Below are 16,855 nucleotides of genomic sequence, written 5' to 3'. Positions count from 1 at the left end.
CCGAGGAAAACTAACCGAGTTTTTCGAGGTGCCCTACAATCATCCGGGCCTGAACCGCCTTCTTCTTCGCGAAGGAGGCGGCGGTCCGCTTTTTCGCCTCGTCAGTTTCCGATCTGGAAGCGCACGCCGCCCCTGAAATCAAAGAGAAACTGTTCCAGTCCGTCTACGGGATCGCCGAGCGAGAAGGTATACAGAGCCCCGCTTCCCTTTGCGAAGACGCTGAAGTCCGCCTTCGGCGCCCAGGTGAGGCCGCCTCCGATCACCAGATTTCCCAGTTTCCTGTTATCGGCATGATCCGGCGCGACGTAATAATCCATGACCCGATAGATGAAATCCATGCCGATTCTGAACGAAGACCCTTTCCGGAACGCTTCAGCGTAAAAGCCGTAGTCGGTCGTTCCGGAGATGCGATTGCCTGATTCAGTATTAATCCGCTGGTGTATTCCGGCGGAGCACAACACGTTCGGAAGGTAGAATCCCGCGGTCGCGCTGCTTCTCTGGAGATATACCTTGCCTCCGGTGTCTCCCGGAGCGGGAAGGGCGAAGTCCGTATCCGCGCGGGCAACGACGATTCCCGGAACCGTCACGCTGAATCCTATTCCCAGCCCCGGCTGAAAGAGCACGCCGACGGCTCCTTCCGTAGAACCCTGATTCATCACTCCGAACGACGGTCCCGCCGATACTTCCATATACGAGGTTCTCAGGGACGCTCGCGCGGAAAGGGTGTTGCCGTAGGCAGGATCGCTCTCGTACGAGATGCTGCCTTCCAGGTTTTCCTGAATTTTATCAGAAATGCGTATGGCCGCTCCGAACGAGGGCAGTTCTGCCTTCGTTTCTCCGTTCTCATCGAAGGCCTGGTTGCTTCCGAGCGCCTCGATAACGACGTCAGTCGCGGAAAGTCCCGCCGTTAATACGGCAATCTGGAATATTGCAACGATTTTTTTCATCAGTACACCGCCTTCACGCGTAATTGTAATTGAACTGCGCTTCTCCACTCGTCAAAGCTGAGCGGGTGTATAACCGCAGCGGATTCGATAGCGAAATCGCCCTTCGCGACGGCATAAAACGGAGTGAGCGAGAACGAAAACGGGCTGATCGTTCCCGGATTATTCGGATCGATCGAAGCGAGGACGCTCATGCCGCCTCTCATTCGGTTTTTTTTCAGGTCGCCGAATCCGATCAACAGATTTCCGCCGATGTAGTTGGTGTTTTCTTCCTCGAGCGGCGAATAAAAAAATGAAAGCGCAATGTCCGCGGGGCGAAGCTGTATGCGCGGTTCGAACAGAACATGGATGTTTCGGTCGATTCTTTTTTTAGAGCCCGGCGCGTAGTCCTTTAAAATTCCTTCGATAAAAAGGCTGTTTCCCTGTTCGGAGGAGAATAGACCCGTAAATCCCGCTCTCAGATACGGTACTCCGGTCGCCATCTCCGCGAGAAAACCGCCGTACATGTTATACGTAAAAAACACATCGGTTCTGGAGGCGCGTACGTCCCAGGTAAGCGCGGTGTCGCTTCCCAGCAGCGAATTCCAATATCCGTATCCCGCCAGCGCAAGGCTTCCGTCTCCGGGAACTCCCCAAAAAACCAATCCGTTTCCGGCGATAACGGGATCAGGATCGAAAACCGAACCTGCCGGCATGGCGCGGAATTCGGGCGGCGAGACCGATGTTTTAAGTTCTCTTTTTAAAAGCGAATCCGACGATGGGTCGTCGAAAAAACCGGTGAATACTCCCCAGCTCGCGCCTGTTTCGCTCCTGCGCGGAAATTGAAGGGAAGCTCCGTCGAAATAAAAATTTCCCGGCTCGCGGTATTCGGGCAGCGGATGCAGAAAATCGGCCATATCGGAGATTTCCAGGGTAAAGGCGGCTTCAAGCAGCACCGAAGCGGCCGGCGCGAAGCGGGCGCCTGCGGATACCTCGGTGTCGGCGTTGGGCATGAAGGAGTCTTCCTGTATCGATAGAATCGATTCGACATTGAAATTCGACAGCGACACTGCCTGGGAGCCGAGGTTGGAACACATAAGTACACACGCCAGCATGCCTGAAATCCTGATTCTCATGAATACTCCTTATTCGAGTATATACCAATAGGCTCCAGACTGTCATCTTTGTTATTTAGGAAAACAAGTACGGGGAATATAGCTTGACTAATAAAAAAAACCGTATAAACTTAGACCATATGAGTGATTATCTGGATATCAACAACGAAGAACTGCTGAAGGACTTTTTCAGCGAAGCGGAACAGCAGGTATTTACCCTCGAAAGCAACATTTTAATCATCGAGAACGATCCGTCCAATCATGACGCTATCGATGAGATCTTTCGGGCGGCCCACACCCTGAAAGGCGGTTCCGCCACTGTGGAAATGCATGAACTGTCCGGATTTACTCATATCGTGGAAGATCTCCTCGATGTTATCCGCGAAGGAGCCCTCGCAGTAAACGGTCCGGTCGTGGATGTTCTGTTAAAATCCCTTGACATTATCAAGGCCATGCTCGAAGCCCGGGCGTCCGGCTCTGTGTATTCCAAGGATGTTTCTGACATAAAAAACAAACTGGTCTCTCTGATTCCCGCCAAGGAGCCGAAGCAGAAAACTCCCGCTAAAAAAGCGAAGGCTGAATCCGCACCAGCCGCTCCCGCTCCGGTTGCCCGCGCTCCCGATGCATCAGTGCCTATCACAGACGGCGCCGGCTTGCTGTCTGAGTACGAGGTTCTTGAACTCGGCGAAGCGGTTCCCTCCGGTTCGAACGTATATATGGTCAAGGTATTCTTCGACGAATCGAATCCGATGAATTCTGTCGGCGGAATCCAGGTTTTCGCCTCCTTGAAACAGGCCGGCCAGGTTTTAAAGACCATCCCGGACTTCGATGCCCTCTACGAAGACCAGTTTCATGAAACGGTAATTTACTTTTTAGCCTCATCCGAACAGGTTGGAAGAATTCAAAAGGTGGCGAGCATTTCCGATGTGACCACGAAGGTTGAAGTCGCACTTTTCGAATTCCGCAAAGCGTCGGCGCCGGCGCCTCAGAGCGCTCCGGTTCAAACCGCGCCTTCTCCGGTTCCTGCGCCCCAGGCGGTCCGCCCTTCGGCGGAAGCCTCTCCTTCGGTCGATGAAAGCGACGAATCGGAAACGCAGGCTGAAACAGCGATTCCCGAACGATCGGAAGCTCCCAGAAAAGCCGCGTCTCCTTCGTCGAGCGGGCATTCCTCCGGTTCGGTTCTCCGCGTAGATTCCCGCCGCATCGATTATCTGCTGAATCTGGTCAGCGAAACCGTCATCACCAAGGCCTCCTTTAATCAGAGCGGAATGCAGTTCACCGAACTCATATCCGAATTCCAGCAGTCGGAAGCCTTGTACAAGGAAAAACTGAGAAAACTGCTCGACCACATCCCTGATTATCTTGAACAGGTTCAAAACGGCTACAGCATCAAGGAACTGAAAAAGGAATTGAATGCCGAGTATTCGGATATTTTCGAACTCTTTTCCACCTTTGAAGTTTCAATGAAGGGCTCCGTCTCTAAATTCCGTTCCGCGGCGCAGAACCTCGGCCGAATCACCGGCGAACTTCAGGAAGGCGTCATGAAGATCAGGATGGTTCCGATCAGCCAGATTTTCAGCCGGTTTCCCCGATTGGTACGGGATCTTTCCCATGATCTGAACAAGAAAGTGCAGCTCGTCATCGAGGGAGAGGAAACAGAGCTCGATAAATCCGTTATAGAAGATTTGCTCGATCCCATCATGCACTGCGTGCGGAACGCCTTGGATCATGGAATCGAATCGCCCGAGCGCCGCAGCGAGCTCGGCAAGCCGGAGGAGGGCAGGGTTCTCCTGAAGGCGAGCAACGAAGGAAACATGATCGTCATCGAGATTTCCGACGACGGCCATGGAATCGACGTCGAATCGGTCAAGAGAAAGGCCGTTTCAAAGGGAATCATCCATCCCGGAAAGAATCTTACCGATGTCGAAGCCTTCCAGCTCGTGTTCGAGCCCGGTTTTTCGACAGCCGACAAGATCACCAACGTATCCGGGCGCGGCGTCGGCCTCGACGTTGTGCGGACGCACATAGAAAAACTCAACGGAACGGTCACTATATCGTCCCAGCCGAATATCGGCTCCCGCTTTACGATACGGCTGCCCCTCACGCTTGCGATCATTCAGGGTCTTTTGGTACGAGTCGGAAAAGAGGTATACTCGATTCCGATAACCTCCGTCATCGAAAGCCATCGGGTGAAAGCAGAAGAGATCAACCGGATCGACAACTACGAGGTATTCAATGTGCGCAACGAGGTAATCAGCCTTCTGCGCCTGAACAGGCTTTTCGGCATCAAATCGAACGAATCCCAGGAATACAGTTACATCGTCATCGTCGGAACGGCCGAAAAAAAAGTCGGCCTCATGGTGGACAGTTTAATAGGGGAAGAAGACGTGGTAATCAAGCCCCTGCGCGATCAATTCACCAATTCGCCGGGAATCGCCGGAGCTTCAATCCTCGGAGACGGATCAGTCTCTCTGATTATAGATGTCAGCCAGCTTCTTGATCTCGGGCTCAAACAGGAATTAATGGCCCGCGAACGTCGCGAAGCATCAGTGTGGTAAGAGGGAGATATGGCAGTGACTGAAACGAACACCCTGGCTCAAATGGAAGCGCAGGCTCAGGAGACGCAGAACAAGGCTGAGCGCATAGCCGTTATAGATTTTAAGATGGTTACCTTTTCCCTCGCGGGGAAGGACTACGCAATAGACATCATGCAGGTGAAGGAGATCGCGAAAGCCGGACGGTTCACCTATGTGCCGAATACGTCTCCTTTTGTGCTCGGAGTGTATAATCTCCGCGGAGACATCATTCCGATCATCGATCTGAGAATATTCTTCAATATACCGACGAAGGCGAGAGAAGACGATGCCCTTGAAAGCATGATTATCATTCATGTAGAGGAGCAGACCTTCGGCATCGTAGTTGATGGGATCGATAAGGTTGTCGGAATCTCCAAATCCTCTATACAGCCTCCTCATCCGATATTCGGCGATATAAACATCAAGTATATCCACGGCGTAGTAGAGAACCAGGGACGTCTATACATCATTCTCGACGTTACGCGCATCTTCGGCTCCCGCACCCGGCAGGTTGAGGCAGAGAAAGAAGCGATCGAGGAAGCCGTAATACAGCCACCCCTGAAAGAAAAAGAAAAAAAATCGCGCGACGAACTCGATATCTCCTTTATCAGCGATACTCTTGCCGCCCTCGCGAAATTCCACGTTTCGCAGATTAATCAGGATTGGGTGGCCGCCAGATATCGGGAATGGCGTGATTCGCGTTCGGCCGGCGACGTTCAACTCCGTTCGGAAGAAGATGCCCGACAGTATCTGTCTACCTTTCCGTCCCCGGAAACCGGAACCATCTGGAGCGATTCCTTTTCCTCGAAATTCGCTTCAATGCTGCCACAAAACCAGGCGAAGCAGATCAATGTTTGGAATATCGGCTGCGGCAAGGGAGAAGAAACCTACAGCCTCGCGGTCTTGCTGAAAGAGCGCTACCCGAACGCGAGAATACGAATATACGCGAACGATTCGGACCTGCTCGCGATATCCAATGCCCCGATGCTCTCGGTTCCCGAGTCCAGAATCAGCTCGCTGTACAAACCCTATCTGGTCCAGGGCACCGGCGGTTCCTGGACTTTTAATCAAACCATCCGAGACATGATTCTGTTCGAGTATCATGATTGCACCAATCAGAATTCGATTCCGAACATTGATCTGATCGTCGCGCGAGATGTGATTTCTTACTTGAATCCGAAGCAGCAAGCCGCCTTGCTTGCTGACTTTTCCGAGAAAATAAAGGATAATGGTATTATTGTTTTGGGGCAAAACGAAGCGATGCCCCGGAACAGCGGTTGGTCGAGAATCGTCCACGATGGACTGACGGCTTTCAGCAAAGAATAAGGGTTCAACATAACAAGGAGTATCTGATGCGTGTAGAGTATATCAATCCGTTTGTTGAGGCTGCGTATAATATTTTAACCGAGGTCTTGGGCGGAGAAATACGGCGCGGGGAGTTGTATTTGAAATCGACTTCCATGCCGGTGATGGGCGTCGCCGCTCTTGTCGGTCTTGCGGGCGACGTTGAAGGACGCGTTATTTTCGACATGGACATGAAAACGGCTATGAAGATCGCGTCTCAGATGAATCAGGAAGATTTAAAATCGTTCGACGACTTGGCAAAGGCGACAATTACCGAGCTTGCGAACCTTATAACCGCCCAGGCGGTGACTAAGCTGCACGATCTCGGGTTTAGATTTGATCTCACTCCTCCGGCATTATTTACTGGAGAAAACATGGAAATTTCCGATCATGAAGTCGAGGCTTTGATCGTTCCGATGGAGACATCGCTTGGACTGGTTGAAGTGAATGTGGCCATTCGAGACAGAATGTAGAGGATAAGGGAGTAAGATATGATTTCAAAGCAGGATTTTCCATCTATCAACGAGCGCGCTCCTGAAGGCGTTAAGGCCGACGGATCCCCGTTCCGGGTTCTCGTTGTCGATGATTCTATGTTCGTCGCAAAGCAAATCGGTCAGATCCTCACAAGCGAAGGATACGAGATCGTAGCCACGGCAGGCGACGGGTTGGACGGAGTTGAAAAGTACAAGGAACTGTGTCCGAATGTAGATCTCGTTACCATGGATATAACGATGCCGAAAATGGACGGAATTACCGCCCTTGAGCAGATTATGGCCTTCGACAAGAACGCCCGGGTCGTAATGATCAGCGCTCTGGGGAAGGAAGAGTTGGTTAAAAAAGCTCTTCTGCTCGGCGCGAAAAACTATATTGTTAAGCCCTTGGATAGAAAAAAGGTTTTGGAACGCATTTCCAGCGTTCTCGGCAAGTAATTACCGATGCAAACCGGCATCCTTCGGGTGCCGGTTTTTTATTGCCGGAACTATTCACTTTTCGTCACGCTCTGTAGTTTTTAGATAGTATCTGCCGTTTCGGTATTCGATGCCGGCCGATTTTGCGTGAGGGTACAAGATATGCATTTTTTTCTTCAGCGTAGAGATATAGCTTTGCACGTCTTTTTTTCTGTTTCTTGCGCGGTCTTGCCAAAGATAGTCCTGTATTTCGTCGTTCGCGCAGCCCCGGGATTCCGCCTTTTGCAATAAGTCAGCAATTTTCTTATGCATTTCGGAGAGCTTGGCGCGAATCCCGGGGCTTTCTTCATTCGTTTCTGATGATTCGCCGCTATTACTATAAGGCGGGCAGGCTTCGCGTACGTCGTATCCGGTTTCGGCATGATATTCAGCGAGGAATCGCGTTATCAACGCGCATAGCGTATCAGTTTTCCGTTTTCTTGCATCGACGCTATTTTCAAGTATGCCGTCATCGTAATCAGAGCCTGGATAGCGGATAGCCTTTACGCTTATTTTTTTTCTGTCCTTCGATACTCCGTAGACGATAAGCGTATGCCGCGATTTAGCCGCGGCAAGATGGACTACCGGATCTGTGAACCGCGAAAGCAATGCACTTCTGCTTACCAGCACCGCGTCGTATTCATGTCTTGCCAATGCGGTATGAAACGGACCTATCCAACGGGTGAAAGATGCCTCGATTTTTTCTTTTTCCAGCATGCGGAGAAGCGCCCTGTCGCGCTTCTTTCGCGAAACAAACACCATCACTTTTATGCTCATATCCACTATTACGGAGTAATTTCTCAAAACTTGACCATCAATCGTTTTCCATTGACCCGCTGCTTTCAAGTACTGTAAACTGAAAGACGGATTTTCGAAAAAATGCTATGCAAGGGGCTCAATAACTGTGTTTCTGAAAAGTCTTGAAGTCTTCGGTTTTAAATCATTCGCAGACCGCACCCGGATTGAGTTCGCCGACGGTATTACCGCCCTGCTCGGTCCGAACGGTTGCGGGAAGAGCAACGTAGTAGACGCGGTTAAATGGGTTCTCGGCGAGCAGGCGTCCAAGGCGATGCGGGCGGACAAGATGGAAGACGTCATCTTCAACGGCACCGAATCGCGCAAACCCCTTAATGTGGCGGAAGTAACCCTTACGATAGCCAATGAAAACGGTTTGTTGAATCTTGAAATGAGCGAAATAGCTATTAAACGCCGTTTGTACCGTTCAGGAGAAAGCGAATACTATATAAATAATACCCCGGTCAAATTAAAGGATATCCGCGAGCTGTTCTGGGATACCGGCGTCGGTAAAACCGCTTACTCCGTCATGGAACAGGGAAAAATCGACCAGATTCTTTCGAGCAAACCGGAAGAACGCCGCTATATCTTCGAGGAAGCCGCCGGAATTACCCGTTTTAAGGTGCGCGGAGCCGAAGCCGAGCGGAAACTTGAAAAAACCGAAGAAAACATGCGCCAGATCGAGGGCATCCTGGGAGAGGTCAAACGATCCTACGACACGCTCAAGGTTCAGGCCGATAAAACGATACGCTACAGAAGCCTCAGGGAGTCTGTGTTTGAAAACGAACTCGATATTCAGCTTCTCCGCCTCAAGGGTTTTACGCAGGAACGCGACAGGCGTTCTTCGGACATCGAGGAAATCAGGCGCAAGCGCGACTCCATCAAAGACGAGATCGACCGCATAAACGAGTCTTTGGAACAGAACCTTGATCAGGTGAACTCCATGGAAGAAAAGCTCGTGGAGTGCCAGAAGCAGGTGTACGGCCTCGCCGTTGAAAAAAACGAAAAAGACAAGCAGGCTAAGCTTCTTATAGAACGCCAGAACGAGGTGAAGTCAAAGCTGGCTCAGCTTGAAGGCCGCAAGCAGGCGGTCGAAAATCGCGTAGAAAGCCTTCGCGAGGACGCCGACGGCCAGGATGAAACCGTTCGCGACTTGAACCGCCGCTTGGGCGAAATCGAAAAAAACATCGCCTCGTTCGAAGAAAGCGTAGCCGTTGCAGGAAACCGGATTTCCGATAACGACATCGCGGCGGCGCGCCATGAGGATTCGATAGTCCGTCTCGACTCTGAACGTTCCGTTATGGAAGCCGAGCTTCAATCTATTACCGAAGACATTGTCACCGAATTGGACAGCAAGCTCAGGGACGCCGGATATTCCTCTCGTTCCCGATCCGATGCCGAGGCTGAAGTCGCCGAGGCCTTGGGCCAGCTGAAGGTATTAGTCGGCGGAAGAAAGAATATTTTTACAGACTTTTCCAGGCTGCATGATCCTTCGGCCCAGGATACGCGACGTTTCGCCGAAAACGCCGTAGCCACCTTCACCGAGCTCGAATCCCAGCTTCTTCGTTTGGAGGAGGGCATCGAGCGGTACCGGAAAACGTCTCCGCTCTTTATCGACGAGTTTTTGTCGCCCGAGGGAATAATCACCCGCAAGAGATCTATCGACGAAAGCATTCAGCGGAACCGGGCTTCGATCGTGGAAAAGCGCGAACTCATCCAGGGATTGAAGGCCGAGAATACCGAGCTTGTCAAAAAGATCGATGAATACCGCAAAACGCTTGAAGGATTGCGATTGAACCGGGTTCAGATGAAGACCCAGTCCGAAGCTGCCGAAGAACAGGCCCGCCTCATCCGAAGAGAACTCGCTTCGCAGGAAGCGGCCCTCCGCGAGCTCGAAAACGAGCTTTTTACCGAAAGCAAGCGCCTTGAAGACATACGCGAGCAGATCGACGAAATCGAAGGCGAAATCGCCTCCATCGAACATCGAGGCCGGACCCTTACTTCGGAGCTGGAGAAGCTGGAAAGCGATATTTCCAGCCGGAATACCGACGTTTCCAGCAAGCAGAATGCGCTTAAAAACCGAACCTCGGAGATGGCGAAGATTCAGGGCCAGCTCGAAAAGTACCACATGGATCTGGCTATGAGCGAAACCGAGATCAGAAACATCAAGGATAATTTCCGCGAAGCTCATTCCCGCGACCTGATGGAATTCGAGGAGCGGATGTTCGCGATCAATACTCCTGCCGGCGAGCTCCGCGAGCGCCTCGCCTCGGCGCGCCAGGCGTTGAAGGATCTCGGAAGCGTCAACCTCATGGCGGTCGAGGAATTCGCCGAAACGAAAGAGCGCTACGACTTTCTGAACGGCCAGATCGCCGATCTTCAGAAGGCCAGGGACGACCTGCGCCGAATCACTGAAGAGATCCGCGCCGAGTCGACGGAATTGTTCCTTGCGACGTACAACAAGATAAAGAAGAATTTCCACAATATGTTCAGGCGCCTTTTCGGCGGCGGACGCGGCGAAATCAGGCTTTCCGATCCCTCGAACGTGCTGGAATCGGGAATCGATATATTCGCCCAGCCTCCAGGAAAACGGCTCGAGAATATCAGCCTCCTGTCCGGCGGCGAAAAGTCCATGACGGCAGTATCGCTTCTTTTCGCGACCTACATGGTCAAGCCGTCTCCCTTCTGCCTCTTGGACGAGATCGACGCCGCCCTCGACGAACAGAACGTCACCCGTTTTGTAAACGCGCTGAGGGAGTTCGCGAACGTCAGCCAGTACATCGTCATAACGCACAATAAAAAGACCGTAATGGGCGCCAGCACCATGCTCGGCGTAACCATGGAAGAATCCGGAATCACCAAGGTTATCACCATCAAGCTTGAAAACGAGGCGGATCGCCATAACGACGACAATCTGCCCGATATCGAAAATTTCGAAGATGAAGATGTCGCGCCCGAAGAGGGCATCGTCGTTCCTCCCCGGCCTCCCCGCCGTCAGCGCTCTGAAAAAAGCGGCGAACCGGCAGCCGAGACTGAACCGGCGCTGGAGACTGAACCGGCGGCCGAGACTGAACCGGCACTGGAGACTGAATCGGCGCTGGAGACTGAACCGGCGCTGGAGACTGAACCGGCAGCCGCGGACGAATCTGCATCAACTGCGAATATGATAGACTCGGCGGAGGTTGAACCGGATGCTTGATCGTGAATGGGTTGCCGATTTTATCGATACCCATCGGATTAAGATTGCCGCTGTCCTGGGCGCGGTTTTGCTTTTGCTCATTGCCGTGTTGGCGGTGTCAGTGATGAAGAACAATGCCGTTTCCAGGGAAGCGGAGCGGGTTAGCCGGCTTCACAAAAGCCGGGCGTTCAGGGCAGGCGAGTTGTTCCTTCCCCCGGAGCCGCTTACTCCGCCCGGCGTTATTCTCTCCCGCGATGTTGATCATATATGGACCCTTGAGGAAGCTGCTTCTTACTTTTCCCTTCCCGAACCTGAAGCTCAGGAAGCGTTGAGGCTGAGCGCTCAAAAACAAATTGACGATATATTGGAGTCGGTCCCATGAAAAGGCTTCTTTCCTGCATGTTGCTGTGCGTATCCGTTCAATTTCTTGCCTCCTGTCTTTCGACGCCTGCCGCACCGGCGACGCCTTTGCCTCCTTCCGCGGCTCCGGAGGCTGGCGGCGACGAAACAGATTCTTCGGCCGCGTCTGCAGACTCCGGGTTTTTGAATGCCGGCGAAGTTGAAACAGACGATGCCGTATCAATCGTTGCCGATTCAAGCGTTGCCGCTGTCCCTCCTCTGATGGATTCATTCTCTCCTGAAGACCAATCGATGCCTTCGAAGCCGGTAGAGCCGCCTTCGTCGCCCGATCCTCAGAAATTACTATATTTTTATCCCGAACCCGAAGCTGTCGTCGTGACGGAGCAGACAGCCTTGCCTCCTGTCGTTTCCGACGCGCCTCCTGCCGAAGGCTCTGGTATGACGGATGACGCCCCGCCGGCCCCTGTCGATGCTTCGGCAGAAAAAGCGGTCGCAGACGCTTCCGTGAAGGAACCAAAAGACAACGACGAAACCGGCGATGCCGATTCAGCAGACGATTCCGATTCTTCAGATGCGAAAGCCGAAACGCCTATTCCTGAAATCCGCCCTGTCGAGCCTGAAAGCCCTTCGCTGAAACCGTCTTCCAATAAATCGGCCCCCCCTCCGTCCCGGACTGTTTCTCTCTCAAGCGGACAGACCCTCGAGGTGTCGTATCCCGGCACGGGATGGGTGTTTCTCGGAGACTCGTCGTCGCGCAACGGACTTTCCTATCTGCAACGCAAACTCGATGGCAAGGACACCCTGTTTTCCTTCCGCGCCCGGAATCCCGGCGATTATGTGCTGGAGTTTTCGCGTTTCGATTTATTGACCGACGCCTACGTGCCCGACGCCTTGAGCGTGACTGTAACGGAGCCTTCCGAAAGGAAGACAGGGGCTGTACGGGCTCCCTCCTGGCGGGTCGTCCGGGAATCAACGGAACCGATTCAAAAAATCGCTCCGCCGTCGAGCATTTCCGACGAGCCTTCCCTGCGAACTTTCTCTCCTCCTCCCTCGACCGCCAGCCCGTCCTCTGCGCCTGTGTCGACATCTACCGCATCGGCGCTGTCGACCGGCGCAACCCCGACTGCATCCGACGCTCCCGTCGCTGCTTCTTCTTCTGCATCCTCGGCCGCTGAGTTTCTAGCGCAGGCGCGCGCCAGTCTTGCGGCCGGTAAACCCTGGGAAGCCCTCGCCGCGCTTGATTCATTTTTCATGAACGCCACTGAATCTCTCGATGAAGGCTGGTTCCTGCGCGGACAATCGTTCGAAGCTGCCTCGCCCGACCGCGATATACGAAAGGCCATTCAGGCCTACGAAACGCTTACGAAGGCGTATCCGGCCAGCGTGCGCTGGAAGGACGCCGACGCCAGAATTCGCTATCTCCGCCAATTCTACCTGCAAATTCGCTGAACTCCCCTCCTGTTTGTGTTCTCCCGCTTCATGCAGTATTCTTAATTGAACAGTGCAATGACCAAGAGAAGCGGGAGGTAGATAATTGCAAAACTTGCGCAAATTCGTCGCTCCGGAAATCGTGTTCGGTTCCGGCGCCTTGTCTCTTGCGGCCCGCTACGCCGTTAATTTCGGCGCACGGAATCCTATGATCGTTACAGACGAGGGCGTCGCAAAAGCCGGTTGGGTCGATATGCTGTCCAATGAGCTGTCCGAAGAAGGTTTGAATCCGAAAATCTTTGCCGCGGTTTCCCAGAATCCCCGGGATTTTCAAGCATCGGAGGGCGCCTCTTTTTATCGCGAAAATAAATGCGACGTCATTCTGGCTCTCGGAGGCGGCAGCCCGATGGACTGCGCGAAGGCCGTCGGCATTCTTTCCACGAATGAGCGCGGCGTGAGGGATTTCGAAGGTGTAGATAATGTCGAGGTTCCCGGGCCTCCTCTAATCTGCATTCCTACCACTGCGGGATCCTCTGCCGATGTCTCTCAATTCTCGATTATCAATAATACCGATTTACGGAAAAAATTCGCGATTATCAGCAAAACCATGGTTCCCGATGTCGCGTTGATAGATCCCGATACGACCTTCACCATGGATCCGTATCTGACTGCCTGTACCGGAATGGACGCGCTGGTTCATGCCGTAGAAGCGGCCGTGTCAACGGCGAGCTCTCCGATTACCGATTTGCATGCATTCGAAGCAATACGGCTTATCTGCGCGCATCTGCCGCTGGTTATGAATGATCCGAAAAACGCCGAGCATCGGGAAAAGATGATGTTCGCAAGCATGCAGGCGGGGCTCGCCTTTTCAAACGCTAGCCTTGGAGCGGTTCACGCAATGGCTCACAGCCTCGGCGGCTTGCTCGACATACCGCACGGCGAATGCAATGCCCTGCTGCTGAGATCGGTGGTCGAGTTCAATTATTCGAGCGCCCCTGAACGGTATAGGCTTGTCGCTTCGGCGATGAACATACCCGTAGATAAGCTGTCCTCGTCCGGGATTGCTTCGGCCCTCGCGGAAAAGATAGAGTCCCTGCGCGAAGAAGTCGGGATAACCGGAAGCCTCTCGTCGAGGGGCATGGAGGAAGCATTCATCGCCCAATTAGCGGAAAACGCCCTCTCGGACCCTTGCATGGTGACGAACCCGCGAATACCCGTGCTTACGGAAATCAGGGAGGTGTTCCGTAATGCCCTCTGAAGTTCAGGATATCGAACAGCTGCGGCAGAAAATCATCGGCCTCGGAGAGAAGTCTTTGAAGAAAAGCTATTATCCCGAGCTTCAGCAGCGAATTCTCGAACTGGAACACACCAACGAACTCCTTCGAACCGAAATGGACGCCCGTGCGGCTTTGGACAGGTCTCTCAAGGTAATGCACGAACGCTTGAGCGCTCTTTTTGTCTCTACTCCGGAATTGATTTTATTTTGCGAAGCTGAGCGGAATTCCGAGGGAATCCTGACAGATTTCAGAATCGCGGAATCCAATCCGGCGGCGTCCGATTGTTTCGGAATTTCTTCTGATAGCATCAAGAACACGAGGCTGAGCGAATCACCCTTGAATCGCGGATTGCCGCATCTATCAGATCTCGAACTCATATCCCGGGGATTATTATCCTGGAACGGTGAAATCAGGAGCTCCAAAAAAAAGATATTCCGCGTGTCCATTGTGCCTCTTCAAAAAGATCAGCTCACGGTGGTTGCCACCGATATAACGGATCTTGAACAGGTTAAGGAAAAATTGCTGGCAAAAAACAAGGAGCTTGAAAATTATCTTTATGTAGCCTCTCATGATCTTCGTTCTCCCCTTGTGAATATTCAGGGGTTCAGCAACAGGCTCGCTAAATTTACAGAAATCCTTGCTCGTCGATTTATGCAGGGTCTCTTGACCGAAGAAGAATCTGAAGAAGTTCTTGCGGTGTTAAATAAGGAAATGCCGAAAGCGCTTACCGTCGTACTCGGGAATGTCGAAAAGATGGATCGTCTCATTTCCGGTCTTCTCAAAATATCCAGAACAGGAAGAATAACTCCCCAAATACGAAAAGTGAATATGTCGTCTCTTTTTTCACAGATTGTGGGGGAATTTTCTTATCAGATCGAACAGGCGGGCGCTCAGGTAAGTCAAGGAAATGTCTTGTCCTGTTACGGCGACGAAAGCCTTCTGCATCAGCTTTTTTCTAATTTGATCGGAAACGCGCTTAAATACCGGCATCCTGACCGCGCATGCGAGATTATTCTGGAATCTCATGCGCAAAACGGATTTGTTGTGTATCATATAAGAGACAACGGAATCGGAATTGCCGAGAAATACAGCGAACGGATATGGGATGTCTTTTATCGGGTGGATCCGTCTTCGCCGGCAAGCGGCGAGGGCTTGGGGCTCAGCATCGTGAAACGAATAGCCGATAAGCATAACGGCAGAGCATGGTACGAATCAACGGAAGGGCTCGGCTCGACTTTTTATGTTGAACTTCCCGCGGAGCCCTTCGATGCGGCAGAAGAAGAGAAATGAGGGGATGAAATGAAGCGTATTACGGTAATCATCACAGAAGACGACGACGGCCATGCGGAGTTGATCCGCGAAGGTTTGGAGAATTCCGGAGTCACCAATCCTATAATCCGTTTTTCGAATGGAGAAGAGCTGTGGGCGTATTTAAATGGCGAATCTCGGTCGGTTCCCGGCCGAAAACCGAATGAAGCCTTTCTTCTGTTGCTCGACATAAATATGCCCAGAATGGATGGATTGGATGTTCTCAAGCGTATCAAGCAGTCCCCCGATTTGAGGAGCTTCCCGGTTATCATGCTCACCACGACGGACGATCCTCGGGAGATTCAAAAATGCTATGAGCTCGGCTGCAATGCGTATGTGACGAAGCCGGTGGATTTCTCCCAGTTCGCGGAAACGCTTCGTCGTTTGGGTTTGTTTTTACAGATTGTCCAAGCATAGCGGCGCGCAGGCACAGATGCGGCGGTGTTCCGTAGAGGCATAAAAAAAACCCCGGGGAAACCGGGGTTTTTTATTCGGCAAGCTTATTCGGTCGGGCAACCCGGATTTGAACCGGGGACCCCAAGTCCCCCAGACTTGTACGCTAACCAACTGCGCTATTGCCCGACCTAAGAAGCTTGACTCCGCACTTCGCTGTGCAATACGGCGGGGAGCCGTCATTGAAGTTGCGAGTAAGAACTTATCAGATTGGAGTAGCAGTGTCAAGCAGATTGCTGAAAAGTCTTTTTAGGCTGGAGAAAAATCAGGTTGATTGAACCGGGAAAAACGTCTAGACTAAGAGGAGATATTATTCTTATCGGAGACACCCTGATGGCTGAGCCCACGACTAATTCCCGCGCGAAGATTCTCATCGCCGAAGACGATGCCATCGTCGCTCTGGATCTGCAGGGAATGGTCATGCGCCTGGGATACGACGTCGTTTCGATCGTCGATAACGGACCGTCCGCGGTCGCCGCCGCAGTTCAGTTCAAGCCGGATATCATCATCATCGATATGATGCTGAGCGGATCGATGGACGGCGTTCAAACAGCGCGTGAAATCCACAGGAACGAAGAAGTTCCGGTTATTTTTTGCGTAGCGTCTCCCGACCTTTCCGTTCTGGTCAGGGCAAAGGAAGTCTCGTTTTCCAGCTACCTTCTCAAACCCATCAACCCCGACACTCTTTCCACCACCTTGGATACGGTGTTGTATAAATTCAAGCTCGAAAAAAGGGTTCAAAAAGCCGAGGAGCGGTATCGCCTTCTTGCCGACGAATGCGGAATCATCAAACAGCTGTTCGACGGCAATGCAGCCTGCGAATGGCTGTGGGCTCCCGATTCCGGCGTTTCGATTCCGGTTTTTCAAGATCCTCGATCAATCGAGGCCGCCAGTCCCGCGGCCGATTCGCGACCGTTCGCAGAATTGAAAAGCTCAGAAGCCGTTACCGCATTGAACAAAGCGCTTGGAACCTTTTTCGGGGAGGATTCGAGGGTCCCCTCATCGGGATCCGATTCGATCATTTCTGCGTGCATCGATCTTTCTCATTCCGACGGAACAACGCGTTTGTACTCTCTGATCGGTCTCCGCAAAGCAGGGGAGAAGGGCGCTCACGGAATGATGATCCCCCTCGAAAGGCTCTCTCAATAACA

14 protein-coding genes and 1 tRNA gene are annotated in these 16,855 nt (G+C 52.4%); 11 read left to right on the top strand and 4 right to left on the bottom strand.

Going from position 1 to position 16,855, the window contains the following annotated elements:
* Window positions 1-101: 101 nt before the first annotated feature.
* Window positions 102-947, bottom strand: a complete 846-nt coding sequence (locus K7J14_RS09560) for a hypothetical protein (RefSeq protein WP_230755647.1) — start codon at window positions 945-947, stop codon at window positions 102-104.
* A complete protein-coding gene (locus tag K7J14_RS09555; RefSeq protein WP_230755646.1) occupies window positions 947-2,059 on the bottom strand; it encodes a hypothetical protein in 1,113 nt (370 codons plus the stop codon). The genes K7J14_RS09560 and K7J14_RS09555 overlap by 1 nt, the downstream gene beginning before the upstream one ends.
* Before the next feature lie 119 nt (window positions 2,060-2,178).
* Here K7J14_RS09555 and K7J14_RS09550 point away from each other — a divergent pair, with 119 nt between their 5' ends.
* The 4 genes from K7J14_RS09550 to K7J14_RS09535 are packed head-to-tail and all read left to right on the top strand — an operon-like array spanning window position 2,179 to window position 6,887.
* A complete protein-coding gene (locus K7J14_RS09550; RefSeq protein ID WP_230755645.1) occupies window positions 2,179-4,596 on the top strand; it encodes a chemotaxis protein CheA in 2,418 nt (805 codons plus the stop codon).
* Between the two features lie 9 nt (window positions 4,597-4,605).
* Window positions 4,606-5,940 (top strand): CheR family methyltransferase, encoded by a 1,335-nt coding sequence (locus K7J14_RS09545; RefSeq protein WP_230755644.1) that lies wholly within the window; start codon window positions 4,606-4,608, stop codon window positions 5,938-5,940.
* A gap of 26 nt (window positions 5,941-5,966) precedes the next feature.
* Window positions 5,967-6,431 carry a chemotaxis protein CheX gene (locus K7J14_RS09540; protein WP_230755642.1) on the top strand — a complete coding sequence of 155 codons (465 nt, stop codon included), beginning with the start codon at window positions 5,967-5,969 and terminating at the stop codon, window positions 6,429-6,431.
* Between the two features lie 18 nt (window positions 6,432-6,449).
* Window positions 6,450-6,887, top strand: a complete 438-nt coding sequence (locus K7J14_RS09535; RefSeq protein ID WP_230755640.1) for a response regulator — start codon at window positions 6,450-6,452, stop codon at window positions 6,885-6,887.
* A gap of 54 nt (window positions 6,888-6,941) precedes the next feature.
* Here K7J14_RS09535 and K7J14_RS09530 read toward each other — a convergent pair whose 3' ends face one another.
* Window positions 6,942-7,682, bottom strand: a complete 741-nt coding sequence (locus tag K7J14_RS09530) for a hypothetical protein (RefSeq protein ID WP_230755638.1) — start codon at window positions 7,680-7,682, stop codon at window positions 6,942-6,944.
* Between the two features lie 127 nt (window positions 7,683-7,809).
* Between K7J14_RS09530 and K7J14_RS09525 the strand changes: the two genes are divergently transcribed.
* The 6 genes from K7J14_RS09525 to K7J14_RS09500 all read left to right on the top strand — a co-directional run bounded on the left by K7J14_RS09525 (window position 7,810) and on the right by K7J14_RS09500 (window position 15,668).
* Window positions 7,810-10,899 (top strand): AAA family ATPase, encoded by a 3,090-nt coding sequence (locus K7J14_RS09525; RefSeq protein WP_230755635.1) that lies wholly within the window; start codon window positions 7,810-7,812, stop codon window positions 10,897-10,899.
* Window positions 10,892-11,260, top strand: a complete 369-nt coding sequence (locus K7J14_RS09520; protein WP_230755634.1) for a hypothetical protein — start codon at window positions 10,892-10,894, stop codon at window positions 11,258-11,260. The genes K7J14_RS09525 and K7J14_RS09520 overlap by 8 nt, the downstream gene beginning before the upstream one ends.
* Window positions 11,257-12,687, top strand: a complete 1,431-nt coding sequence (locus K7J14_RS09515; protein ID WP_230755632.1) for an outer membrane protein assembly factor BamD — start codon at window positions 11,257-11,259, stop codon at window positions 12,685-12,687. The genes K7J14_RS09520 and K7J14_RS09515 overlap by 4 nt, the downstream gene beginning before the upstream one ends.
* Before the next feature lie 85 nt (window positions 12,688-12,772).
* Window positions 12,773-13,924, top strand: a complete 1,152-nt coding sequence (ercA, locus tag K7J14_RS09510) for an alcohol dehydrogenase-like regulatory protein ErcA (RefSeq protein ID WP_230755629.1) — start codon at window positions 12,773-12,775, stop codon at window positions 13,922-13,924.
* Complete coding sequence (locus K7J14_RS09505) at window positions 13,914-15,233, top strand: sensor histidine kinase (RefSeq protein WP_230755627.1); 1,320 nt, start codon at window positions 13,914-13,916, stop codon at window positions 15,231-15,233. Before ercA ends, K7J14_RS09505 begins: the two co-directional genes overlap by 11 nt.
* 9 nt (window positions 15,234-15,242) lie before the next feature.
* Window positions 15,243-15,668 carry a response regulator gene (locus K7J14_RS09500; protein ID WP_230755625.1) on the top strand — a complete coding sequence of 142 codons (426 nt, stop codon included), beginning with the start codon at window positions 15,243-15,245 and terminating at the stop codon, window positions 15,666-15,668.
* Between the two features lie 91 nt (window positions 15,669-15,759).
* On the opposite strand, the gene K7J14_RS09495 is transcribed toward K7J14_RS09500, so the two are convergent.
* Window positions 15,760-15,833, bottom strand: a tRNA-Pro gene (locus K7J14_RS09495).
* Between the two features lie 204 nt (window positions 15,834-16,037).
* On the opposite strand from K7J14_RS09495, the gene K7J14_RS09490 reads away from it, so the two are divergent.
* Complete coding sequence (locus K7J14_RS09490; RefSeq protein WP_230755623.1) at window positions 16,038-16,853, top strand: response regulator; 816 nt, start codon at window positions 16,038-16,040, stop codon at window positions 16,851-16,853.
* Window positions 16,854-16,855 lie beyond the last annotated feature (2 nt).

Source organism: Teretinema zuelzerae, from assembly GCF_021021555.1.
Classification (GTDB): Bacteria; Spirochaetota; Spirochaetia; order Treponematales; family Treponemataceae; genus Teretinema; species Teretinema zuelzerae.
The sequence above is the reverse complement of the archived record's forward strand: the minus strand, read 5'-3'. Positions and strand labels throughout refer to the sequence as shown.

Excerpts from the sequence above, each read along its gene's own strand:
- K7J14_RS09560 (WP_230755647.1), bottom strand. The coding sequence starts at position 947 with ATGAAAAAAATCGTTGCAATATTCCAGATTGCCGTATTAACGGCGGGA.
- K7J14_RS09555 (WP_230755646.1), bottom strand. The coding sequence starts at position 2,059 with ATGAGAATCAGGATTTCAGGCATGCTGGCGTGTGTACTTATGTGTTCC.
- K7J14_RS09550 (WP_230755645.1), top strand. The coding sequence starts at position 2,179 with ATGAGTGATTATCTGGATATCAACAACGAAGAACTGCTGAAGGACTTT.
- K7J14_RS09545 (WP_230755644.1), top strand. The coding sequence starts at position 4,606 with ATGGCAGTGACTGAAACGAACACCCTGGCTCAAATGGAAGCGCAGGCT.
- K7J14_RS09540 (WP_230755642.1), top strand. The coding sequence starts at position 5,967 with ATGCGTGTAGAGTATATCAATCCGTTTGTTGAGGCTGCGTATAATATT.
- K7J14_RS09535 (WP_230755640.1), top strand. The coding sequence starts at position 6,450 with ATGATTTCAAAGCAGGATTTTCCATCTATCAACGAGCGCGCTCCTGAA.
- K7J14_RS09530 (WP_230755638.1), bottom strand. The coding sequence starts at position 7,682 with ATGAGCATAAAAGTGATGGTGTTTGTTTCGCGAAAGAAGCGCGACAGG.
- K7J14_RS09520 (WP_230755634.1), top strand. The coding sequence starts at position 10,892 with ATGCTTGATCGTGAATGGGTTGCCGATTTTATCGATACCCATCGGATT.
- K7J14_RS09515 (WP_230755632.1), top strand. The coding sequence starts at position 11,257 with ATGAAAAGGCTTCTTTCCTGCATGTTGCTGTGCGTATCCGTTCAATTT.
- K7J14_RS09505 (WP_230755627.1), top strand. The coding sequence starts at position 13,914 with ATGCCCTCTGAAGTTCAGGATATCGAACAGCTGCGGCAGAAAATCATC.
- K7J14_RS09500 (WP_230755625.1), top strand. The coding sequence starts at position 15,243 with ATGAAGCGTATTACGGTAATCATCACAGAAGACGACGACGGCCATGCG.
- K7J14_RS09490 (WP_230755623.1), top strand. The coding sequence starts at position 16,038 with ATGGCTGAGCCCACGACTAATTCCCGCGCGAAGATTCTCATCGCCGAA.